18 protein-coding genes and 2 pseudogenes are annotated in these 15680 nt (G+C 64.5%); 15 read left to right on the forward strand and 5 right to left on the reverse strand.

Annotated features, from left to right (window positions below):
• Positions 1-24: 24 nt before the first annotated feature.
• Complete coding sequence (locus tag B2G71_RS24435; protein ID WP_240529969.1) at positions 25-477, reverse strand: hypothetical protein; 453 nt, start codon at positions 475-477, stop codon at positions 25-27.
• An 83-nt stretch (positions 478-560) separates the two neighbouring features.
• Between B2G71_RS24435 and B2G71_RS02540 the strand changes: the two genes are divergently transcribed.
• Positions 561-2339, forward strand: a complete 1779-nt coding sequence (locus tag B2G71_RS02540) for a hypothetical protein (protein ID WP_098104168.1) — start codon at positions 561-563, stop codon at positions 2337-2339.
• Positions 2340-2358: 19 nt separating this feature from the next.
• Entirely contained in the window at positions 2359-2688 is a 330-nt protein-coding gene (locus B2G71_RS23645) for a hypothetical protein (protein WP_141521472.1), read from the forward strand.
• 251 nt (positions 2689-2939) lie between these two features.
• Here the strand turns inward: B2G71_RS23645 and B2G71_RS02545 are convergent.
• Positions 2940-3731, reverse strand: a pseudogene (locus B2G71_RS02545) (ATP-binding protein); the annotation flags it as partial.
• A gap of 72 nt (positions 3732-3803) precedes the next feature.
• On the opposite strand from B2G71_RS02545, the gene B2G71_RS02550 reads away from it, so the two are divergent.
• The 3 genes from B2G71_RS02550 (at position 3804) to B2G71_RS23655 (ending at position 5320) form a co-directional block, all read left to right on the forward strand.
• Positions 3804-4238 carry a hypothetical protein gene (locus B2G71_RS02550; protein WP_098104169.1) on the forward strand — a complete coding sequence of 145 codons (435 nt, stop codon included), beginning with the start codon at positions 3804-3806 and terminating at the stop codon, positions 4236-4238.
• Between the two features lie 211 nt (positions 4239-4449).
• Positions 4450-4749, forward strand: coding sequence for a hypothetical protein (locus B2G71_RS23650; RefSeq protein ID WP_141521473.1), 300 nt, complete (start codon positions 4450-4452; stop codon positions 4747-4749).
• Positions 4733-5320: a hypothetical protein gene (locus B2G71_RS23655; protein WP_141521474.1), complete on the forward strand. Its 588-nt coding sequence runs from the start codon at positions 4733-4735 to the stop codon at positions 5318-5320. The genes B2G71_RS23650 and B2G71_RS23655 overlap by 17 nt, the downstream gene beginning before the upstream one ends.
• Positions 5321-5489: 169 nt before the next feature.
• Here the strand turns inward: B2G71_RS23655 and B2G71_RS02555 are convergent, their stop codons facing one another.
• A complete protein-coding gene (locus tag B2G71_RS02555) occupies positions 5490-6446 on the reverse strand; it encodes an IS1595 family transposase (RefSeq protein WP_098104170.1) in 957 nt (318 codons plus the stop codon).
• Positions 6447-6551: 105 nt separating this feature from the next.
• Between B2G71_RS02555 and B2G71_RS02560 the strand changes: the two genes are divergently transcribed.
• A complete protein-coding gene (locus B2G71_RS02560; protein WP_206049254.1) occupies positions 6552-6779 on the forward strand; it encodes a DUF6471 domain-containing protein in 228 nt (75 codons plus the stop codon).
• 2 nt (positions 6780-6781) lie between these two features.
• Here the strand turns inward: B2G71_RS02560 and B2G71_RS23995 are convergent, their stop codons facing one another.
• Together B2G71_RS23995 and B2G71_RS02565 are read right to left on the reverse strand one after the other, a co-directional pair.
• Complete coding sequence (locus tag B2G71_RS23995; protein ID WP_168176224.1) at positions 6782-7585, reverse strand: hypothetical protein; 804 nt, start codon at positions 7583-7585, stop codon at positions 6782-6784.
• 115 nt (positions 7586-7700) lie between these two features.
• Positions 7701-8426, reverse strand: a pseudogene (locus tag B2G71_RS02565) (magnesium chelatase domain-containing protein); the annotation flags it as partial.
• Positions 8427-8658: 232 nt separating this feature from the next.
• On the opposite strand from B2G71_RS02565, the gene B2G71_RS02570 reads away from it, so the two are divergent.
• The 9 genes from B2G71_RS02570 to B2G71_RS24320 all read left to right on the forward strand — a co-directional run bounded on the left by B2G71_RS02570 (position 8659) and on the right by B2G71_RS24320 (position 15666).
• On the forward strand, positions 8659-9288 hold the full coding sequence (locus B2G71_RS02570) for an alpha/beta hydrolase (RefSeq protein ID WP_346426924.1): 630 nt from the start codon (positions 8659-8661) through the stop codon (positions 9286-9288).
• A 157-nt stretch (positions 9289-9445) separates the two neighbouring features.
• A complete protein-coding gene (locus B2G71_RS02575; protein WP_141521476.1) occupies positions 9446-10363 on the forward strand; it encodes a hypothetical protein in 918 nt (305 codons plus the stop codon).
• A gap of 138 nt (positions 10364-10501) precedes the next feature.
• Positions 10502-10636: a 50S ribosomal protein L34 gene (gene rpmH, locus B2G71_RS02580; protein ID WP_098104173.1), complete on the forward strand. Its 135-nt coding sequence runs from the start codon at positions 10502-10504 to the stop codon at positions 10634-10636.
• 19 nt (positions 10637-10655) lie between these two features.
• Positions 10656-11027 carry a ribonuclease P protein component gene (rnpA, locus tag B2G71_RS02585; RefSeq protein WP_098104174.1) on the forward strand — a complete coding sequence of 124 codons (372 nt, stop codon included), beginning with the start codon at positions 10656-10658 and terminating at the stop codon, positions 11025-11027.
• 44 nt (positions 11028-11071) lie between these two features.
• The gene (yidD, locus tag B2G71_RS02590) at positions 11072-11284 is read left to right on the forward strand and encodes a membrane protein insertion efficiency factor YidD (protein WP_098104421.1); all 213 of its coding nucleotides are present in this window, start codon (positions 11072-11074) and stop codon (positions 11282-11284) included.
• Between the two features lie 48 nt (positions 11285-11332).
• Complete coding sequence (yidC, locus tag B2G71_RS02595) at positions 11333-13111, forward strand: membrane protein insertase YidC (RefSeq protein ID WP_098104175.1); 1779 nt, start codon at positions 11333-11335, stop codon at positions 13109-13111.
• 1 nt (position 13112) lies between these two features.
• The gene (yihA, locus tag B2G71_RS02600) at positions 13113-13763 is read left to right on the forward strand and encodes a ribosome biogenesis GTP-binding protein YihA/YsxC (protein WP_098104176.1); all 651 of its coding nucleotides are present in this window, start codon (positions 13113-13115) and stop codon (positions 13761-13763) included.
• A 366-nt stretch (positions 13764-14129) separates the two neighbouring features.
• Entirely contained in the window at positions 14130-14849 is a 720-nt protein-coding gene (locus B2G71_RS24315) for a class I SAM-dependent methyltransferase (RefSeq protein WP_240529970.1), read from the forward strand.
• On the forward strand, positions 14842-15666 hold the full coding sequence (locus B2G71_RS24320) for a methyltransferase domain-containing protein (protein ID WP_206049258.1): 825 nt from the start codon (positions 14842-14844) through the stop codon (positions 15664-15666). Before B2G71_RS24315 ends, B2G71_RS24320 begins: the two co-directional genes overlap by 8 nt.
• Positions 15667-15680: the final 14 nt, after the last annotated feature.

Below are 15680 nucleotides of genomic sequence, written 5' to 3' on the forward strand. Positions count from 1 at the left end.
GGTCGATCCGGTCTCTGCGTACCTTCAGGGCCTGTCCGGCGAGAGTCGGGCGATGGTCGATGCGCTCCGCGCTATCGTGGTCGCCGCGCACCCGGGCTGAGCGAATCGATCAAGTGGAACGCGCCGAACTTCGCAATCGAGGGCGATGACCGGATCACCCTCGGCATCGAACGCAAGGGCGGTGTACGCCTCGTGCTCCATCGCGGCGCGAAGCCCAAGGATGGCACCGCCTTTCAGTTCGAGGACGGCGACGGCCTTGCGAAATGGCCCGCGCCCGATCGCGGTGCCGTCGTATTGCGCAGCACGGCAGAGATAGCCTCCAAGCGGGACGCTCTGTCCGAACTCTGCCGCCGCTGGATCGACGCGACCGCATAGCGCTGCGACGCTCGCCCCCAACGTCTCGCCGCGACGAGCCGAGCCGCCCCGCCGCCAGATCGTGCGAAACGCGCGGATTTCGCCGCTTCGATGAACAGCCATCCCACGCCTCGTTCATTCTCGTTCAGCTAACAGTCTGTCCTTGTGAACAATTTCACCGACGCAACGAGAAAAGGAGACGCGCCATGGCCATCAAGGCACCCCGCGCCCTCGGCATCGCCAGCCTTGTCGCCCTGACCGCTTCGCTCGCCGCCTGCGGCCCCGACGATCGGGTCAACAGCCCCGATCACTATTCGATGCTCGACAACGGCTACGAGTGGCCGATGGACACCTTCGGCTTCGGTGACGCCGGCAACCCGGGCGGCGAAGCGCTGCCGCCGATGCCTTCGGCGCAACCGATGGTTTACGCCCCGGGGCGCGAGCCGGCTTCCTACGCGAGCGGCTATGGCTACGCTCCGCGCTACTACGATGACTATTACGACGATTCCCGCGACTACTACGCGCCGCAGCCCTCGTCGTACTACGCGGACGACGCCGGGACCGACACCTTCTCCTATCTGGCCCTCGCGGCGCTGCTCGGCGGCGTGCTCGCCGACAGCCCGCCCGATTATGCCTTCGATTACGGCGGCGTGCAGCCGTGGGCCTGGCGTACCGGCGATCGCTACGTGCGCTATGCCGAGCCGATCCGCTCGGGCTATCGCTATTACTACTACGAACCGGGCGCGGCGCGGCCCTTCCTCGTGCGCGATCCCTATTACAGCTATGGCTATCGCGGCAGCGACCTGGCGGTAATCTACGACCGCAACGGGCGCGTGCTCGATCGCGATCGCCTGCGCAACCAGCGGCGCGTCGCCACGCGCTACTACGATCGCGGCGTCGATCTCCACCGCGCCGCCCAGTCGCGCCGCCATCGCGGCGTCGCCGCTCCGCTGTGGACGCGCCAGCGCGGGGCGATCGTCAACGACCAGCGCAACTGGGAGCGCGCGCGCTCCAGCCGCGAGGGCTGGCGCAACTGGACCCGGGTGCACGAGCCGGCGGTCGAGACCCGCTGGGCGCAGGAGCAGGCCGCGCGCACATACGCGGCGCAGCGCTTCGACCAGTGGCGCTCGCGCGACTATCGCGGCACCGCGCCGCGCTTCTATCGCGAGGCCTCCAAGAGCAGTCGCGTGCGCAAGGCGGTGCTCGCGCGCCAGCAGGCGGCGCTGCGTCAGCAGCAGGTGCGCGCCGAGCGGCGGGCCGAAAGCGCTCGCGGCGTCCCGGCGGTAGTGCGCCGCGAGACCGATCGTCCCACCGCCCAATCCTCGCGGCCGCAGGACCGCAGGACCTTGCAACGCCGCGCGCAACAGCAGCGGCAGGTCCGGGAGGCGTCGCAGCGTCGCGCGCTGCATCGCACGCCGGTGCGTCAGGCCTCCCAGCGGCGCGAGCAGTTGCGGGCCGAGACCCGTTCGATATCTCAACGTCAGGCGCAGGCGCGCCACGTATCGCAGCGCCGGCCGCAGCAGCAGGCGCAGGTGCGTCAGGTGTCACAGCGCCGGGCGCAGCAGCATGAACAGGCGCGTCAGGTGTCGCAGCGTCGTGCGCAGCAGTCGGCACAGGCGCGCCAGGTGTCGCAGCGCCGGGCGCAGCAGCAGGCGCAAGCGCGTCAGGTGTCGCAGCGTCGTGCGCAGCAGTCGGCACAGGCGCGTCAGGCGTCGCAGCGCCGGGCGCAGCAGCAGGCGCAGGCGCGTCAGGCGTCGCAGCGTCGTGCGCAGCAGTCGGCACAGGCGCGCCAGGTGTCGCAGCGCCGGGCGCAGCAGCAGGCGCAGGCGCGTCAGGCGTCGCAGCGTCGGGCGCAACAGCAGACGCAGGCGCGTCAGGTGCCGCAGCGTCGTGAGCAGCGTCAGGCGCAGGCGCGGCAGTCGGCGCGACGGTCGGCAGACATGCGGCGCGGGATCGATCGCCGGATCGCGACTCGCGACAACTAGGCGCGCGCACCTAGGCGGCGTGGACAAATTCGAATGCCCGGTTCCGCCCCATTGCAGACGAAGAACAACCGCGCATTATGCGATGATGATCGACCGACAGAAAAGAGATGAGGCCGCCGCTCTGATCGCACGCTTTGCCAGCGGTGAGATCAACAGCGACGACTTGGAATCGGACTGGCCCACATCCAAAGAAGATCGGGCGTTAGCCGCTGTCGGTTCAATGCTATGGCTTCATTACGATGATCACAAACCGCGTCTTGCAGTGGGTAAAGATGCGGCAAGTCCAGACGAACTGACGCTTTTCGCTCGATACCAAGCCTATTTGCACTGTGATTTGCCATACGAATAGCCCGAAGACAACTTCATTCTTATTGAGGGCCTTGGCGCTTTAGTGCCGCTTTCACTGGGCTTGTTGAAGCCAGTTGACCGGATCATCAAGGCGCGGAACGCCAAGATGGACGCCGCCATGGAAGCACACGGTGATCTAAGTGTATGGCCGTTTACGAGCCGGTCGCAATGGGATGGTCAGCCCATCGCTCCGTATATCAGGTAACCACCCAAATCAGACAATCAGGTCGGCACCGAATTTGTCCACGCCGCCTAAGAGCGCGGAGGTTGCCTGCGGTAACTCAGCGCCTCGGCGACGTGGACGCGGCCCACGGTTTCACTCGCTGCGAGATCGGCGATTGTGCGCGCCACGCGCAGGATGCGGGTGTAGCCGCGCGCCGATAGCCGCATCGCCTCGGCGGCCTGCATCAGCAGCGTTCGCCCCGCCTCGTCGGGGGTGGCGTGGGCATCGAGCAGGTCGCCGTCAAGCTCCGCGTTCGAGCGACGGCCGGTGCCTTCGAGCCGCCGCGTCTGGATCGCCCGCGCCCCCGCGACGCGCGCGGCGACCTCGGCGCTGCCCTCGGCGGGCGGCGGCAGCGCGAGGTCGACGGCGCGGACCGGGTCGACTTCGACGTGGAGGTCGATCCGGTCGAGCAGCGGCCCGGAAACCTTGCTCTGATAGTCGGCGGCGCACTTCGGCGCGCGCGAGCAGCCGAGCGCGGGATCGCCCAGGTGTCCGCAACGGCACGGGTTCATCGCCGCGACGAGCTGCACCCGCGCGGGGTAGGTGACGTGCGCGTTGGCGCGCGCGACGGTGACTTCGCCGGCCTCGAGCGGCTGGCGCAGCGAATCGAGCACCGCGCGCTGGAACTCGGGCAACTCGTCGAGGAACAGCACGCCGAGATGCGCCATCGAGACTTCGCCCGGCCTGACCCGCAGGCCGCCGCCGGTCAGGGCCGCGATCGAGGCCGAGTGATGCGGTGCGCGAAACGGCCGCGCGCGGCTGATCCGGCCTTCCTCGAGCGTGCCCGCGACCGAGGCGACCATCGAGGTTTCGAGCGCTTCCGGCATTATGTATCAAAGGCACCAACGCTAGGATAGATGTAATCGCCCGTTCCGCGGTATGTATCGCAGGCGATGACAGACTACATGATAACGGGCCTTGCCAAGCGCAGGGCGGAGATAGCGGGCGAACTTCGGGCAGCGCATGACCGGGTTGCCAAGCTGGTGCAGGATCTAGCTGCGATAGACGCCGCATTGGCGGTCGTGGCTCCTGACATGGAAGTCGAGGCGATCCGGCCCAAGATGTTCCGCCCGCCCGATGACTGGTCCTCACGCGGGCAAATGAGCCGCCTTGTGCTGTCCATCCTGCGGCAGGCCCGCGATCCCCTCACTACCCGCGAGATTGCCGCTCAGATGATCCTGGAGCGCGGTCTGGACGCCGGAGACCGGAAGTTACTTCCATTGATGGTTCGGCGCGTAGGGAGCGCTCTGAGGCACCAGAGGGAGAAAGGGCTGGTCGTGTCGAGCGAAGGGCCGGGGAACTACCAGCTATGGGAGATCGCGCGCTAGCTGTGCAGCCAGAGCAAGAGATTGCCGCCGATCACGAAGACTAGCAGGGCGAGCAGGATTGAGGCTTCGGTGCGGGTCGTCATTCATACATCGTGGCGTCGATTGATAATCGCTTGTCAAGCTCTATATGCCTACTATAATCTGTGTATCATCACCGATGCTGCTATATGTATCGTTTTTGATGATGTGTTGAGAGGAAGTCCGTGACCTAATGTCCGAAAAAACGGAACAAAACGAGCAACTCTTAGAGCTGCCTGTCATGTATTTTAATGGCTTCCAACTGGGTCTGAGCAATGCAGACGTTAATGGCATTTTGTTATTGAACAACCAACCGAGCGCTGCAATCAGCATGTCTTACACCACGGCAAAAACTTTAGCCGAGGCGTTAAACCAAATGGTTGACACGCTTGAGAAAGTCACCGGTCGTGAGATTATGACAACGAAACAAGTAGCGGAAGGATTGGAAAACCTGAACGCGACTAAGGGTAAAAATGATGGCCAACCTCATTGAGGCGACGGAGCGCTTGACCAGTCTCAAGCGCCTTCCAAAAGGCTGGGATTATGGTCGTGGAGGGCCAATTTCCGCCAAAGCATATTCTAGCGGCCTGATGCTACTCCAGATGCTGGCGAAGCTTGGGGCGACGGCCTTTGATGTGGTTCCGGGAGATGATGATGGTGCCACGATAGTTGCCTATCATAATGGCAAATCCGCAGAAATTCATTGCCTTTCAAATAAAAAATATGATTTGCTGCATGAGCTAGAGAATGGCGAGGAAGAGCTGAAAGAGGCTCTGTCAATCGCTGGCTTAGTTTTCGCTTTGGAGAGTTACGGGTGGCGGTCACCGAGATTTTACGCCTCATGCACCCTAAACGCTATGTTCCAGGAAAGCGACGATTCAGCAGGCCTGCATTTCGGAACTCTACCGGTGGCGGGGTCTCAGTTATTAGCTCCGACTGCATCGCGGAAAATGGGTTGGAAACGTGCGAGCACATTCGGGCGTTCTACGATGGAGCAATCTGCGGAGAACCGCCTGTCTTCTGGCGAATACCGGTCGCTTCGCTTCCTGCCGGCGCTCGCTTAGTCCAACAAACGACAGCATCCGGGGATCATTGCCACTTCAACATTGAAGGTATCTCGGACAACGAGTGCTATGGTCTCCTAAAAGCGTGTCCGCCTACAGAATACGAGATTTGTGACGAGGATGGGTTGCGGCGGGTGACAGAAGAAGAGCTTGCGCGACAAAGCGAGCCTTAAGCCGCCCGCTGCCAATACCCTGCCCAGCGACGCGATACCTTCGAAGCCATAGCGGCGTTGCCAACCATCATAGCCTGCCCACCGTTCGACACACGGCGGTTGTCCTCGCGCCATGCAGCTTCACCGGCATAGGCAGCAAGGTACGGACCCGCGATGTGGTGGTGCGTCCCGACTTCCATCCGGCGCAGACGCGAGAAAAAGCTTTCAGCCTGATTGGTGCAGGCGTAGCCGTCCGAATATGCCAGCGTGTGATTGATCCGGTGCGTGTCGAACTTAGCGTGAAGGTCATCCCAATGCGAAGCCTCGTCGGCATGGACGGTCGCCATGTGGTGAATGCGAGCCGCGATGACTTCGCCGCCCTGCGCTTCGCTCTTGGCAACGACGGTGAGCATGTCACCGTCACGCTCGCGGCCAACGACAACGACCTGGCGCTTGCCAGAGCGGTTGACGGACAGGCGACGGTCGCGGCGGTTCTCGCGGGCATTGGCGGGCTTCACGTAGCCGCCGAAATACGCGCCATCTAGCTCGACTTCGCCTTCAAGGGTCTGCGCGGCGTCCTCAAGCGCCATAGCCTCGCGCAGCTTGTGCGACAGGACGAAAGCGGTCTTGTACTGCACGTCCAGATCGCGGCTGACTTGCAGTGCCGATACGCCCTTTGCACCGTTCACGAAGATGACGATGGCCGCGAGCAGATCGGTGAACGACAGCTTGCGCGAAGCGAAGATCGTCCCGCTCGTAACCGAAAACTGGTGGTGGCAGGCAACGCACTTGAACTTGCGGCGGGTGGTGATGTTGTACGTCTCGACGCAGCCGCAACGCGGGCATATCGCTTCGCCGTCATTCTCCGGCCAGCGCAGTTCACAGAACGTGCGATAGGCAGCGTCCTCGCCCATCCGAAAAACCTTCTTGAGGCTCAGAGTGCGGGCGGCGGCGGATAGGAGAAAGTGCTGCATGTCATCGTTTCCAGTGCGTATGCACTTTCCATGATGACGTAGCGTCTCGTTGTCAATGGCGAATGTATCGTCTATGATGACAAAACACGCCATGGAGATACGACAGTGCCGGTTGCCGAGAAAGAATGGGAAGACAAGGTCAAGGGGATGCTCAAGGCGGAACTCAAGCGCCGGGGCGTGACCTATGCCGAACTGGTTGGGAAGCTGGCAGACATTGGCGTGATGGACTCTGAGCCGAATATCAGGAACAAGATCAGCCGGGGTAAATTCACGGCGGTGTTCTTCGTCCAATGTCTAGAGGCCATCGGTTCGCCTACATTGCGTTTGGACTGATACTAGCCAGCGCTCACCCACCAGAGCCCGATGGGCAGAAGCCAGCCAGCGACCCCGGCACAAAGGTAAGCAAAACCTCGGAGCCGATGCCCGAGGAAGATGTGCCCAATAGCTTGGTACTGGATCAGCCATGCCAGAAAGGCCAAGATAACAGATCCTCCGATCTTTGCGCCCAATGGAAGGCCGCTGATGCTGCGGACAGCTCCAAGAATGCCACTTGGCTTTTCGGCGCCTTGGGAACCTTGATCGGCGGTTTGACCCTTGCTGCCGCTTGGCGAGCCGCCCACTGGGCGAGAGAGGCTGCAAGGCACACTGAAACCGGCGCCATCGAAGCGCAGCGATCTGCCAATGAAGCTTCTCGCAATGTGGAAGCGTTCATCGAGTCTGAACGTGCGATCTTGCACGTTATTGGCGCTAAGGTAGGCGAGAGTACTGCCCGCAAGGGAGTTCAAATGGTCGCCGCACAAGTCGTGAATAGAGGGCGTGCAGCAGGAAGGATCGTTGCCGTTGGTTCCAAAAAAGGACCTAATGGCGGTCCGCCCGAACCGGCTAAAAGATGGGCGGTAGTCGGGCCAGATGATGAGCCCGTCGCTGTTCCGCTCTTTGAAGTTCCCGAAAACCGAAATGCGGTCATGAGTATCAATTCCTGGATTGATTATACGACCATCGGCGGGAAAACTTGCCGAAGCCACTTCACGGTAAATGTGAGATGGTATGAGCCAGGACGCGGCGTTATCTCGCTTCCCCGATGGTTCGCCGATACCACAAACCCACATGGCCACCCAGACGATACCTGAAATATGCATATGCGCTCACTCCCAGTCAGGAGCGGCATCAGGAGCATTGTCACCGTTTTCGATACGTTCGCGCTCACGGGGCAAAACACCCGTCATCGCGCTGGTGCGCTTGCTACATAATGCCGAGCGCTTCGGCGGGCGAGAGTTCGGGCAGGATCCCCGGCAGGCAGCTTGCGAGCAGCGACTTGCCCGCGCCGGGCGGGCCGATCATCAGCAGGTTGTGCGCGCCCGCCGCCGCGATCTCGAGCGCGCGCTTGGCGGTCTCCTGCCCCTTGACCTGCCGCAGGTCGGGGCCGCGCTCCGGCTCGGCGGCCTTGCCGGGAAGCGGTTCGGCGAGGACGTTGGTGCCCTTGAGATGGTTGATCAGCGCCAGCAGGTTTGGCGCGGCGAGCACCGGGATGCCGCCCGCCCAGCGCGCTTCGCTGCCTTGCGCGGCGGGGCATATCAGGCCCTTGTCGGCGCCGCTGGCGTGGAGCGCGGCGAGCAGCACGCCGGGCGAGGGGATCACCCGCCCGTCGAGCGCGAGTTCGCCCACCGCGACGAACTCCGCCATCTGCTCGGCATCGCACACGCCCATCGCCGCGAGCAGCGAGAGCGCGATCGGCAAATCGTAATGCGAGCCCTCCTTCGGCAGGTCGGCCGGGGAAAGGTTAATGGTGATCCGCTTGGCCGGAAGCGCGAGACCCATCGCGGCGAGCGCGGCGTGAACGCGCTGCCGGCTCTCGCCGACCGCCTTGTCGGGCAGGCCGACCAGATGGAAGCCCGGCATGCCCGGCGCGATCTGGCACTGCACCTCGACGCTGCGCGCCTCGAGCCCGAGATAGGCCACCGTCGATACCAGCGCGACCATCGATTACGCCCCCGTCTCCCAAGTAATCATACCTAGATGACTTGCCTGCTCACGACTGTCGAGAGCAGGCCATTGCCGGAAACATCCAAAACAGCGGCTTAACCTTGCCGTTTAACTGCGTCCGTCATCCCCCGGGTAAGCGGGCGCGCGCCATTCTTGGCGCATGCGTTGGTTCGCCACCTTTCTCGCGTTGATCGCCTGTTTTGCCGCGGTTCCACTGTCGGCGCGCGAGGTGACATACGAGATCGTCGAGACGTACGAAGTGCTGCCAGGCGGCGGCGAGCGCTTCCTCGGGGCGGAGACCCTGACTCTCCCCGAGGATCCCATTCCGGCGGGCATCGCCGCATTCGGCCCGTTCCGCGTGCTCGATGCCCGCCGTGCGGCGCTTGTCGGCGTTACCGACGCGGCCAGCCCGCGCCAGTTCTCGGCGATGCTGCGGGCCTTTCCCGGCATCTCCGAAATCGAGATGATCGATTGCCCCGGCACCGAGGACGACCTTGCCAACCTGCGGGTCGGCCGGATGATCCGTTCGGCGGGGATCGCGATGCGGGTTCCGGCGAACGGCTCGGTCCGCTCGGGCGCGGTCGAACTCTTCCTGGCGGGAACGCGGCGGATCGCCGAACCCGGTGCCGAGTTCGCGGTCCATGCCTGGCTTGACGATACCGGCCATGAGGCGACCGACTATTCCGGCACCGACCCGGAGAACGCCAAGTATCTCACCTACTACCGCGAGATGGGCATGAGCGGGATCGAGGCGGAGGCCTTCTACGCGATGACCAACGCCGCACCGCACCGCTCGGCGCGCTGGCTCAACGCCGCGCAGATGGCGATGTGGGTGAGGCTCGACGGCCCGGCGGGGTAACAGACGGCGCCTTGCCGGCGCGGTCCGGGATGCGTTCCGACCTCGCGTGGCTGTGGCCCTGGCACAGACGAAAGACTCGTTGCCGCCGGGGCATCCCGGTCGCTAGGCTGGCGCGGGGGCGACGGACGGGGCGCCCGATCCAGGGAGGGCATTCGTCTTGAGCGCCAGATACGATGCGGCTCGTCTCAAGGGCGTGGGGCTCCTCGTCGGGACGCCGATGTACGACGGCCGCTGCCACTCGCAGTATCTGCAGGGCATGTGCCACCTCACCGCGCTGTGCCAGCAGGTGGGAATCTCGCTCCAGGTCTGCTTACCCTGCGGCGACGCGCTCGTCATGGCCGCGCGCAACACGATCGCCGACCGATTCCTGCGTTCGGGTGCGGACTATCTGGTGATGATCGATTCGGACATCGGCTTCGAGGCGTCCGACGTGCTCGAAGTGCTCTCGGTGCAGCAGGCGGACGGGGGCGCGAACGCCTATGATGTCGTTGTTGCCCCCTATCCGCAGAAGCGGTTCGACTGGTCGAGCGTGTCGCGCGCCGCCAAGGCCGGGCTCGCCGACGACGATGCCGACCGGCTCGAGCGCTATGCCAGCGACATCCAGCTTCATCTCGCCGAGGGCGGCCAGTTCAAGCTGAACGCGCCGGTCGAGGTGACGCAGGCGAGCACGGCCTTCATGTCCATCCGGCGTTCCACGCTCGACCGCTTCTGCAAGGCCTATCCGGAGCGGACGTACCGCTCTGGCCCCAGCGACTTGCGCGAGGGCGCGGGGCCGACCATGACCCAGTTCTTCGACACCGCGATCGAAGGCGGCGCCGAGACGCTAGAGGCCGACCTGCGGGGCTATCTCGCCGAGCATCCCGAGGCGGGAAGCGAGGCGGTGCTCGCGTTCATGTCCGCAAGGCGCGGCGAGCCGGGCCCCTACGTCTCGGAGGACTTCCAGTTCTGCCGGCTGGTGCGCCGCATCGGCTTGAAGGTCTGGGCGTGCCCGTGGATCGACCTTACCCACACCGGCAGCCATACCTTCCGCACGCGTGTCGAGGATCTGGCGCGGGTGCGCAAGGCGGTGGTATGATGCGGCGGTTCGCGTCGGGATCGGCTTGACTCGCGCGCGGGGCTGGATTAACGGCCCCGTCTGTTCGGCGGTCGTCCGGTTTGCGGGCGGCCCTTTTTGTTCGCGCTTCACGGCGCAGAAGATTGTTCGAGGTTTGCAATGAAGCGCACATTCCAGCCCAGCCGCCTTGTCCGCAAGCGGCGCCATGGTTTCCGCGCCCGCAAGGCGACCCCCGGCGGCCGCAAGGTCCTGCGTGCCCGCCGCGCGCGCGGCCGCAAGAAGCTGTCCGCCTGATTTCGCCCCTTTCTTCGGAATGAGCGGGCGTCCGCAGGGTCTGACCCGGCGGGCCGACTATCTGGCTGCAAACCGGGGGGTGCGGGTCGCACGTCCCGGTTTTGTCTTGCTGGCCAGACCCAACGGGACCGAGGCCATGCGCTATGGCATCACCGTCACCAAGCGGATCGGCAATGCCGTGGTCCGCAATCGCATGAAGCGCCGCTTTCGCGAGCTGCTCTGGGCGATTCTTCCCGAACACGGCCTCGCCGGCCACGACCACGTGTTGATCGGCCGCGAGGGCGGCATCGAGCGCGACTTCGCGAAGCTGCGCGAGGAACTGCTCGCCGCACTCGGCCGCGCGGCGGCGGGCAAGGGCGATCCGCCGCGCCGGCCGAGGGGGAAGCGATGAGCGCGATCGGGCTGGCGAAAAAGTTGGTGGCGCTGGTCGGCTGGCTGGTGCGCAAGGCGCTCGTGCTGATCGCGCGGGCGTGGCAACTCGGCCCCTCACGGGTCATGCCGCCTTCGTGCCGCTATGCGCCGTCTTGCTCGCAATACGCAATCGAGGCGATCGAGAAGCACGGCGCGATTAGGGGTGGCTGGCTCGCGACCAAGCGTATATTGCGCTGCCATCCTTGGGGGGGGCACGGCTACGACCCCGTGCCATAGAGTTGGGCCGGGCGGGCCGCAGATGACGGAAGGTCATAGGAAAGCTTCGTGGACAATCAGCGTAACATCATCCTCGCGGTCCTGCTGACGGCGCTCGTGCTCTTCGGCTGGGACGCGGCGGTGGGCTATTTCTACCCGCAGGCCGATACGCCGACCAAGGTCGAGGAACAGGGTGGCGCCGACGAGGCGGTGAGCCCGACAAAGCCGACCCGCGAGGGCGGACTGAGGACCGAAAGCGACATCGCGCTCGAGCGCAGGGATCTCAAGCAGGCGCTGGCCACGGGCGGCCGAGTTCCGGTTCAGGCGCCGGGACTTTCGGGTTCGATCAACCTGACCGGCGCGGTGATCGACGACCTCGTCATCAACCGCTACCGCGAGACGGTCGAGAAGGACTCCGGTCCGGTGCGCATCTTCTCGCCCCAGGGCACGCCAGCGCAGCAGTTCGCGCAGTTCGGCTGGGTCGGTGAAGGCGTCGCGCTGCCGAACGCGGGCACCGTGTGGCAGGCAAGCGAGGGCGCGAAGCTCACGCCATCGACGCCGGTCACGCTGACCTGGCGCAATCCGACAGGGCAGGTCTTCACGATCACGCTTGCGATCGACGAGAACTACCTGATCACCGCCAGGCAGACGCTGGGCAATGCCGGAAGCGGCGCGGTCGCGGTTCAGCCCTTCGCGCTGATCAACCGCACCGACCGCACCGCGAGCCTGGACACCTGGAACGTCCATTCGGGCCCGATCGGCGCCTTCGACGGCTCGGTCTCGTTCGGCCCCGACTACGACGACCTGACCGACGACGGCACCGTCGCCGAGCCGGGCCGCGCGAACTGGGCGGGCTTTACCGACGTCTACTGGATGTCGGCGATCGCGCCGGTCGACGCCAAGGCGAGCGGCACGTTCCGCTCGCTCGGTAACAACCTGTTCCGGGCCGACCTCGTCTACGACACGGTGGTGGTCCAGCCCCGCCAGCAGGCCAGCCGCACCACCCGCCTCTTCGCCGGGGCCAAGGAGCACGACCTGCTCGACCGCTACGAGGAGGCCGGGATCACCAATTTCGGCCTCGCGATCGACTGGGGCTGGTTCCGCTGGTTCGAGAAGCCGATCTTCTGGGTGCTGATTTCGCTGTTCAAGCTGGTCGGCAACTTCGGCGTGGCGATCATTCTGCTTACCGTGCTCGTGCGCGGCATCATGTTCCCGATCGCGCAGCGCGGCTTCGCCTCGATGGCGGCGATGCGGGCGATCCAGCCGAAGATGAAGGCGCTGCAGGAACGCCACAAGGACGACAAGCAGAAGCAGCAGCAGGAGATCATGAAGCTGTACAAGGAGGAAGGCGTCAATCCGCTCGCCGGATGCCTGCCGATGCTGCTTCAGATCCCGGTGTTCTTCGCGCTCTACAAGACCCTGATCCTCGCGATCGAGATGCGCCACCAGCCCTTCGTGCTGTGGATCAAGGACTTGTCCGCGCCCGATCCGCTGCACATCCTCAACCTGTTCGGGCTGCTGCCGTTCGACCCGCCGAGCTTCTTGGGCATCGGCGTGCTGGCGCTGCTGCTGGGCATCACCATGTTCCTGCAGTTCAAGCTGAATCCGGCGCAGATGGACCCGATGCAGCAGCAGATGTTCATGATCATGCCGTGGTTCATGATGTTCATCATGGCGCCCTTCGCGGCGGGCCTGCTGCTCTACTGGATCACCTCGAACCTGCTGACGATCGCGCAGCAGAAGTATCTCTATTCGCGCCACCCGCAGCTCAAGGCGATGGCCGAGAAGGAAGCCGCCGACAAGAAGCGCGCGGCCGAGCGCGACGCGGCCGCCAAGGGCGGGGCCTGACTTGGACGAGGACGCCGCCGCGGCACGGGACCTGGAGGAGCGCGCGCGCAAGCTCTTCTCCGGCCCGGTCACGTTCCTCAAGAGCGCGCCGCAACTCAAGTTCCTGCCCGATCCGGACTTTCCCGAGATCGCCTTCTGCGGCCGCTCGAACGTCGGCAAGTCGTCGCTGCTCAACGCGCTGACCGGCCGCAAGGCGATCGCGCGCACTTCGGTGACGCCGGGCCGGACGCAGGAGCTGAACTTCTTCGACGTGGGCGATCCGGTCGTGTTCCGCCTGGTCGACATGCCCGGCTACGGCTTCGCCAAGGCGCCGCCCGCCGTCGTCGAGGCCTGGCGCCGGCTGGTGCGCGAGTTCCTGCGTGGCCGGGTGGTCCTGCGCCGCACGCTGCTGCTCGTCGACAGCCGCCACGGGGTGAAGCCGGTCGACGCCGAGATGATGAAGATGCTCGACGAGGCGGCCGTGGGCTATCGCATCGTCCTGACCAAGGCCGACAAGATCAAGGCCAGCGAACTGGAGAAGGTCACCGCCGCGACGCTGGCCGAGGCGCGCAAGCACGTCGCGGCGCATCCCGAAATCCACGTGACGTCCTCCGAGAAGGGCATGGGCATCGCCGCGCTGCGCGCCGCGGTGCTTTCCGACGCCGAAATCTGACACTGATCGCACTGCGGGCATGCGCCCGTGGCACGCGCGACTCCCCGGGAAAACGGGTCGCGGGCCGCTTTCGCGCGTCGAGTCGCGATGACGGAAATGAGACGCCGATTCCGCCCCGGCAATAAAAACATTACCCGCAGGGGTGGAAGCCAGGATATAAAAATGTTAGCTCCCGCGCGTCCACTCAAATAGCCGCCCTTCGGCATAGCTGCATGATAGTTTCATCGCGGTCGGAGGCGTGACGAATTCATACAGGGGATTCCTTTGTTAGAGAGAGATAAAACCGTATTCGCGCCCGATGTTAAACAGAATTACGGAGAAGATCCGATATCTGTTCGCGAGACGGATAAATATACGTCAGAATACGTGCGTGGCTTCGTCGACAAGTGGGACGAATTGATCAACTGGGAGCAGCGCGCCGAAAGTGAAGGGCGTTTCTTTATCGACGTCCTCAAGGCCCGCGGCAAGCACGCGGTCCTCGACGTGGCGACCGGCACCGGCTTCCACTCGGTCCAGCTCAGCAAGGCCGGCTTCAACGTGTTCTCGGCCGACGGCTCGGCGGAAATGCTGGCCAAGGCGTTCCAGAACGGCATGCGCCACGATGTCGTGCTCAAGACCATCCACGCCGACTGGCGCTGGCTCAACAAGGACGTGCACGGCAAGTTCGACGCGATCATCTGCCTCGGCAACAGCTTCACGCACTTGTTCGACGAGGCTGACCGCCGCCGCGCGCTCGCCGAGTTCTATGCCGCGCTCAAGCATGACGGCATCCTGATCATCGACCAGCGCAACTACGATTCGATCCTCGACGACGGCTTCTCGTCGAAGCACCGCTACTACTACTGCGGCGACCAGGTCGTGGCCGAGCCGGTCCACGTCGACGACGGGCTCGCGCGGTTTGAGTACAGCTTCCCCGACGGGTCGAAGCACAACCTCAACATGTTCCCGCTGCGCCGCAAGTACATGCGCGGGCTGCTCGAGGAAGCGGGCTTCCGCAAGATCCACACTTACGGTGACTTCCAGGATGAGGGCGAAGAGCCCAATCCTGACTTCTTCGTGCACATCGCGGAGAAGATCTATGAGTGAGGTGAACGAAGGCGTCGCTGTCGCGCGTGACTACTACGACAGCGCCGAGGCCGACGGCTTCTACAGCGCGATCTGGGGCGGCGAAGACATTCACGTCGGCCTCTACGACGAGACCGACGACATTCGCGACGCCAGCCGCCGCACCGTCGAGAGCATGATCGCCCGCGTCGGTGATCTTGCCGGCAAGCGCGTGGTCGATCTTGGCTCGGGCTACGGCGGGGCGGCGCGCGTGCTCGCGTCTCGCGGCGCGCATGTCACCTGCCTCAACCTCTCGGCCGTTGAGAACGAGCGCAACCGCGCGCTCAACGCCGAGGCGGGACTCGCCGACAAGATCGACGTGATCGACGGCTCGTACGATGCAATGCCGTTCGAGGCGGGAAGCTTCGACATCGCCTGGAGCCAGGACGCGATCCTGCACGCGCCCGATCGCTTCGCGGTGCTCGACGAGGTGGCGCGGGTGCTGCGCCCGGGCGGCCTGTTCGTGTTCCACGATCCGATGCAGGCCGACGGGCTCACCGACACCAGCGCGCTGAAGCCGATCTACGAGCGCATCCACCTTCCCGATCTCGCTTCGATCGGCTTCTATCGCGATGCCCTGGTCGCGCGCGATTTCGAGGAAGTCGAGGTCGACGAACTGACGCACCAGCTTGGCCGGCACTATGCGCGGGTCCGCGAGGAACTGCTCAGCCGCCAGCAGGAGCTTGGCCTGCCCGAGGATTTCGTCACCCGCATGGCGGCGGGTCTCGGCCATTGGGTCGACGGTGCCGCCAACGGCAACCTGCGCTGGGCGATCATGGTCTATCGCAAGAAGGCCTGATCGTTGATCAGACC

Source organism: Novosphingobium sp. PC22D (assembly GCF_002556635.1).
In the GTDB taxonomy this organism is placed as follows: domain Bacteria; phylum Pseudomonadota; class Alphaproteobacteria; order Sphingomonadales; family Sphingomonadaceae; genus Novosphingobium.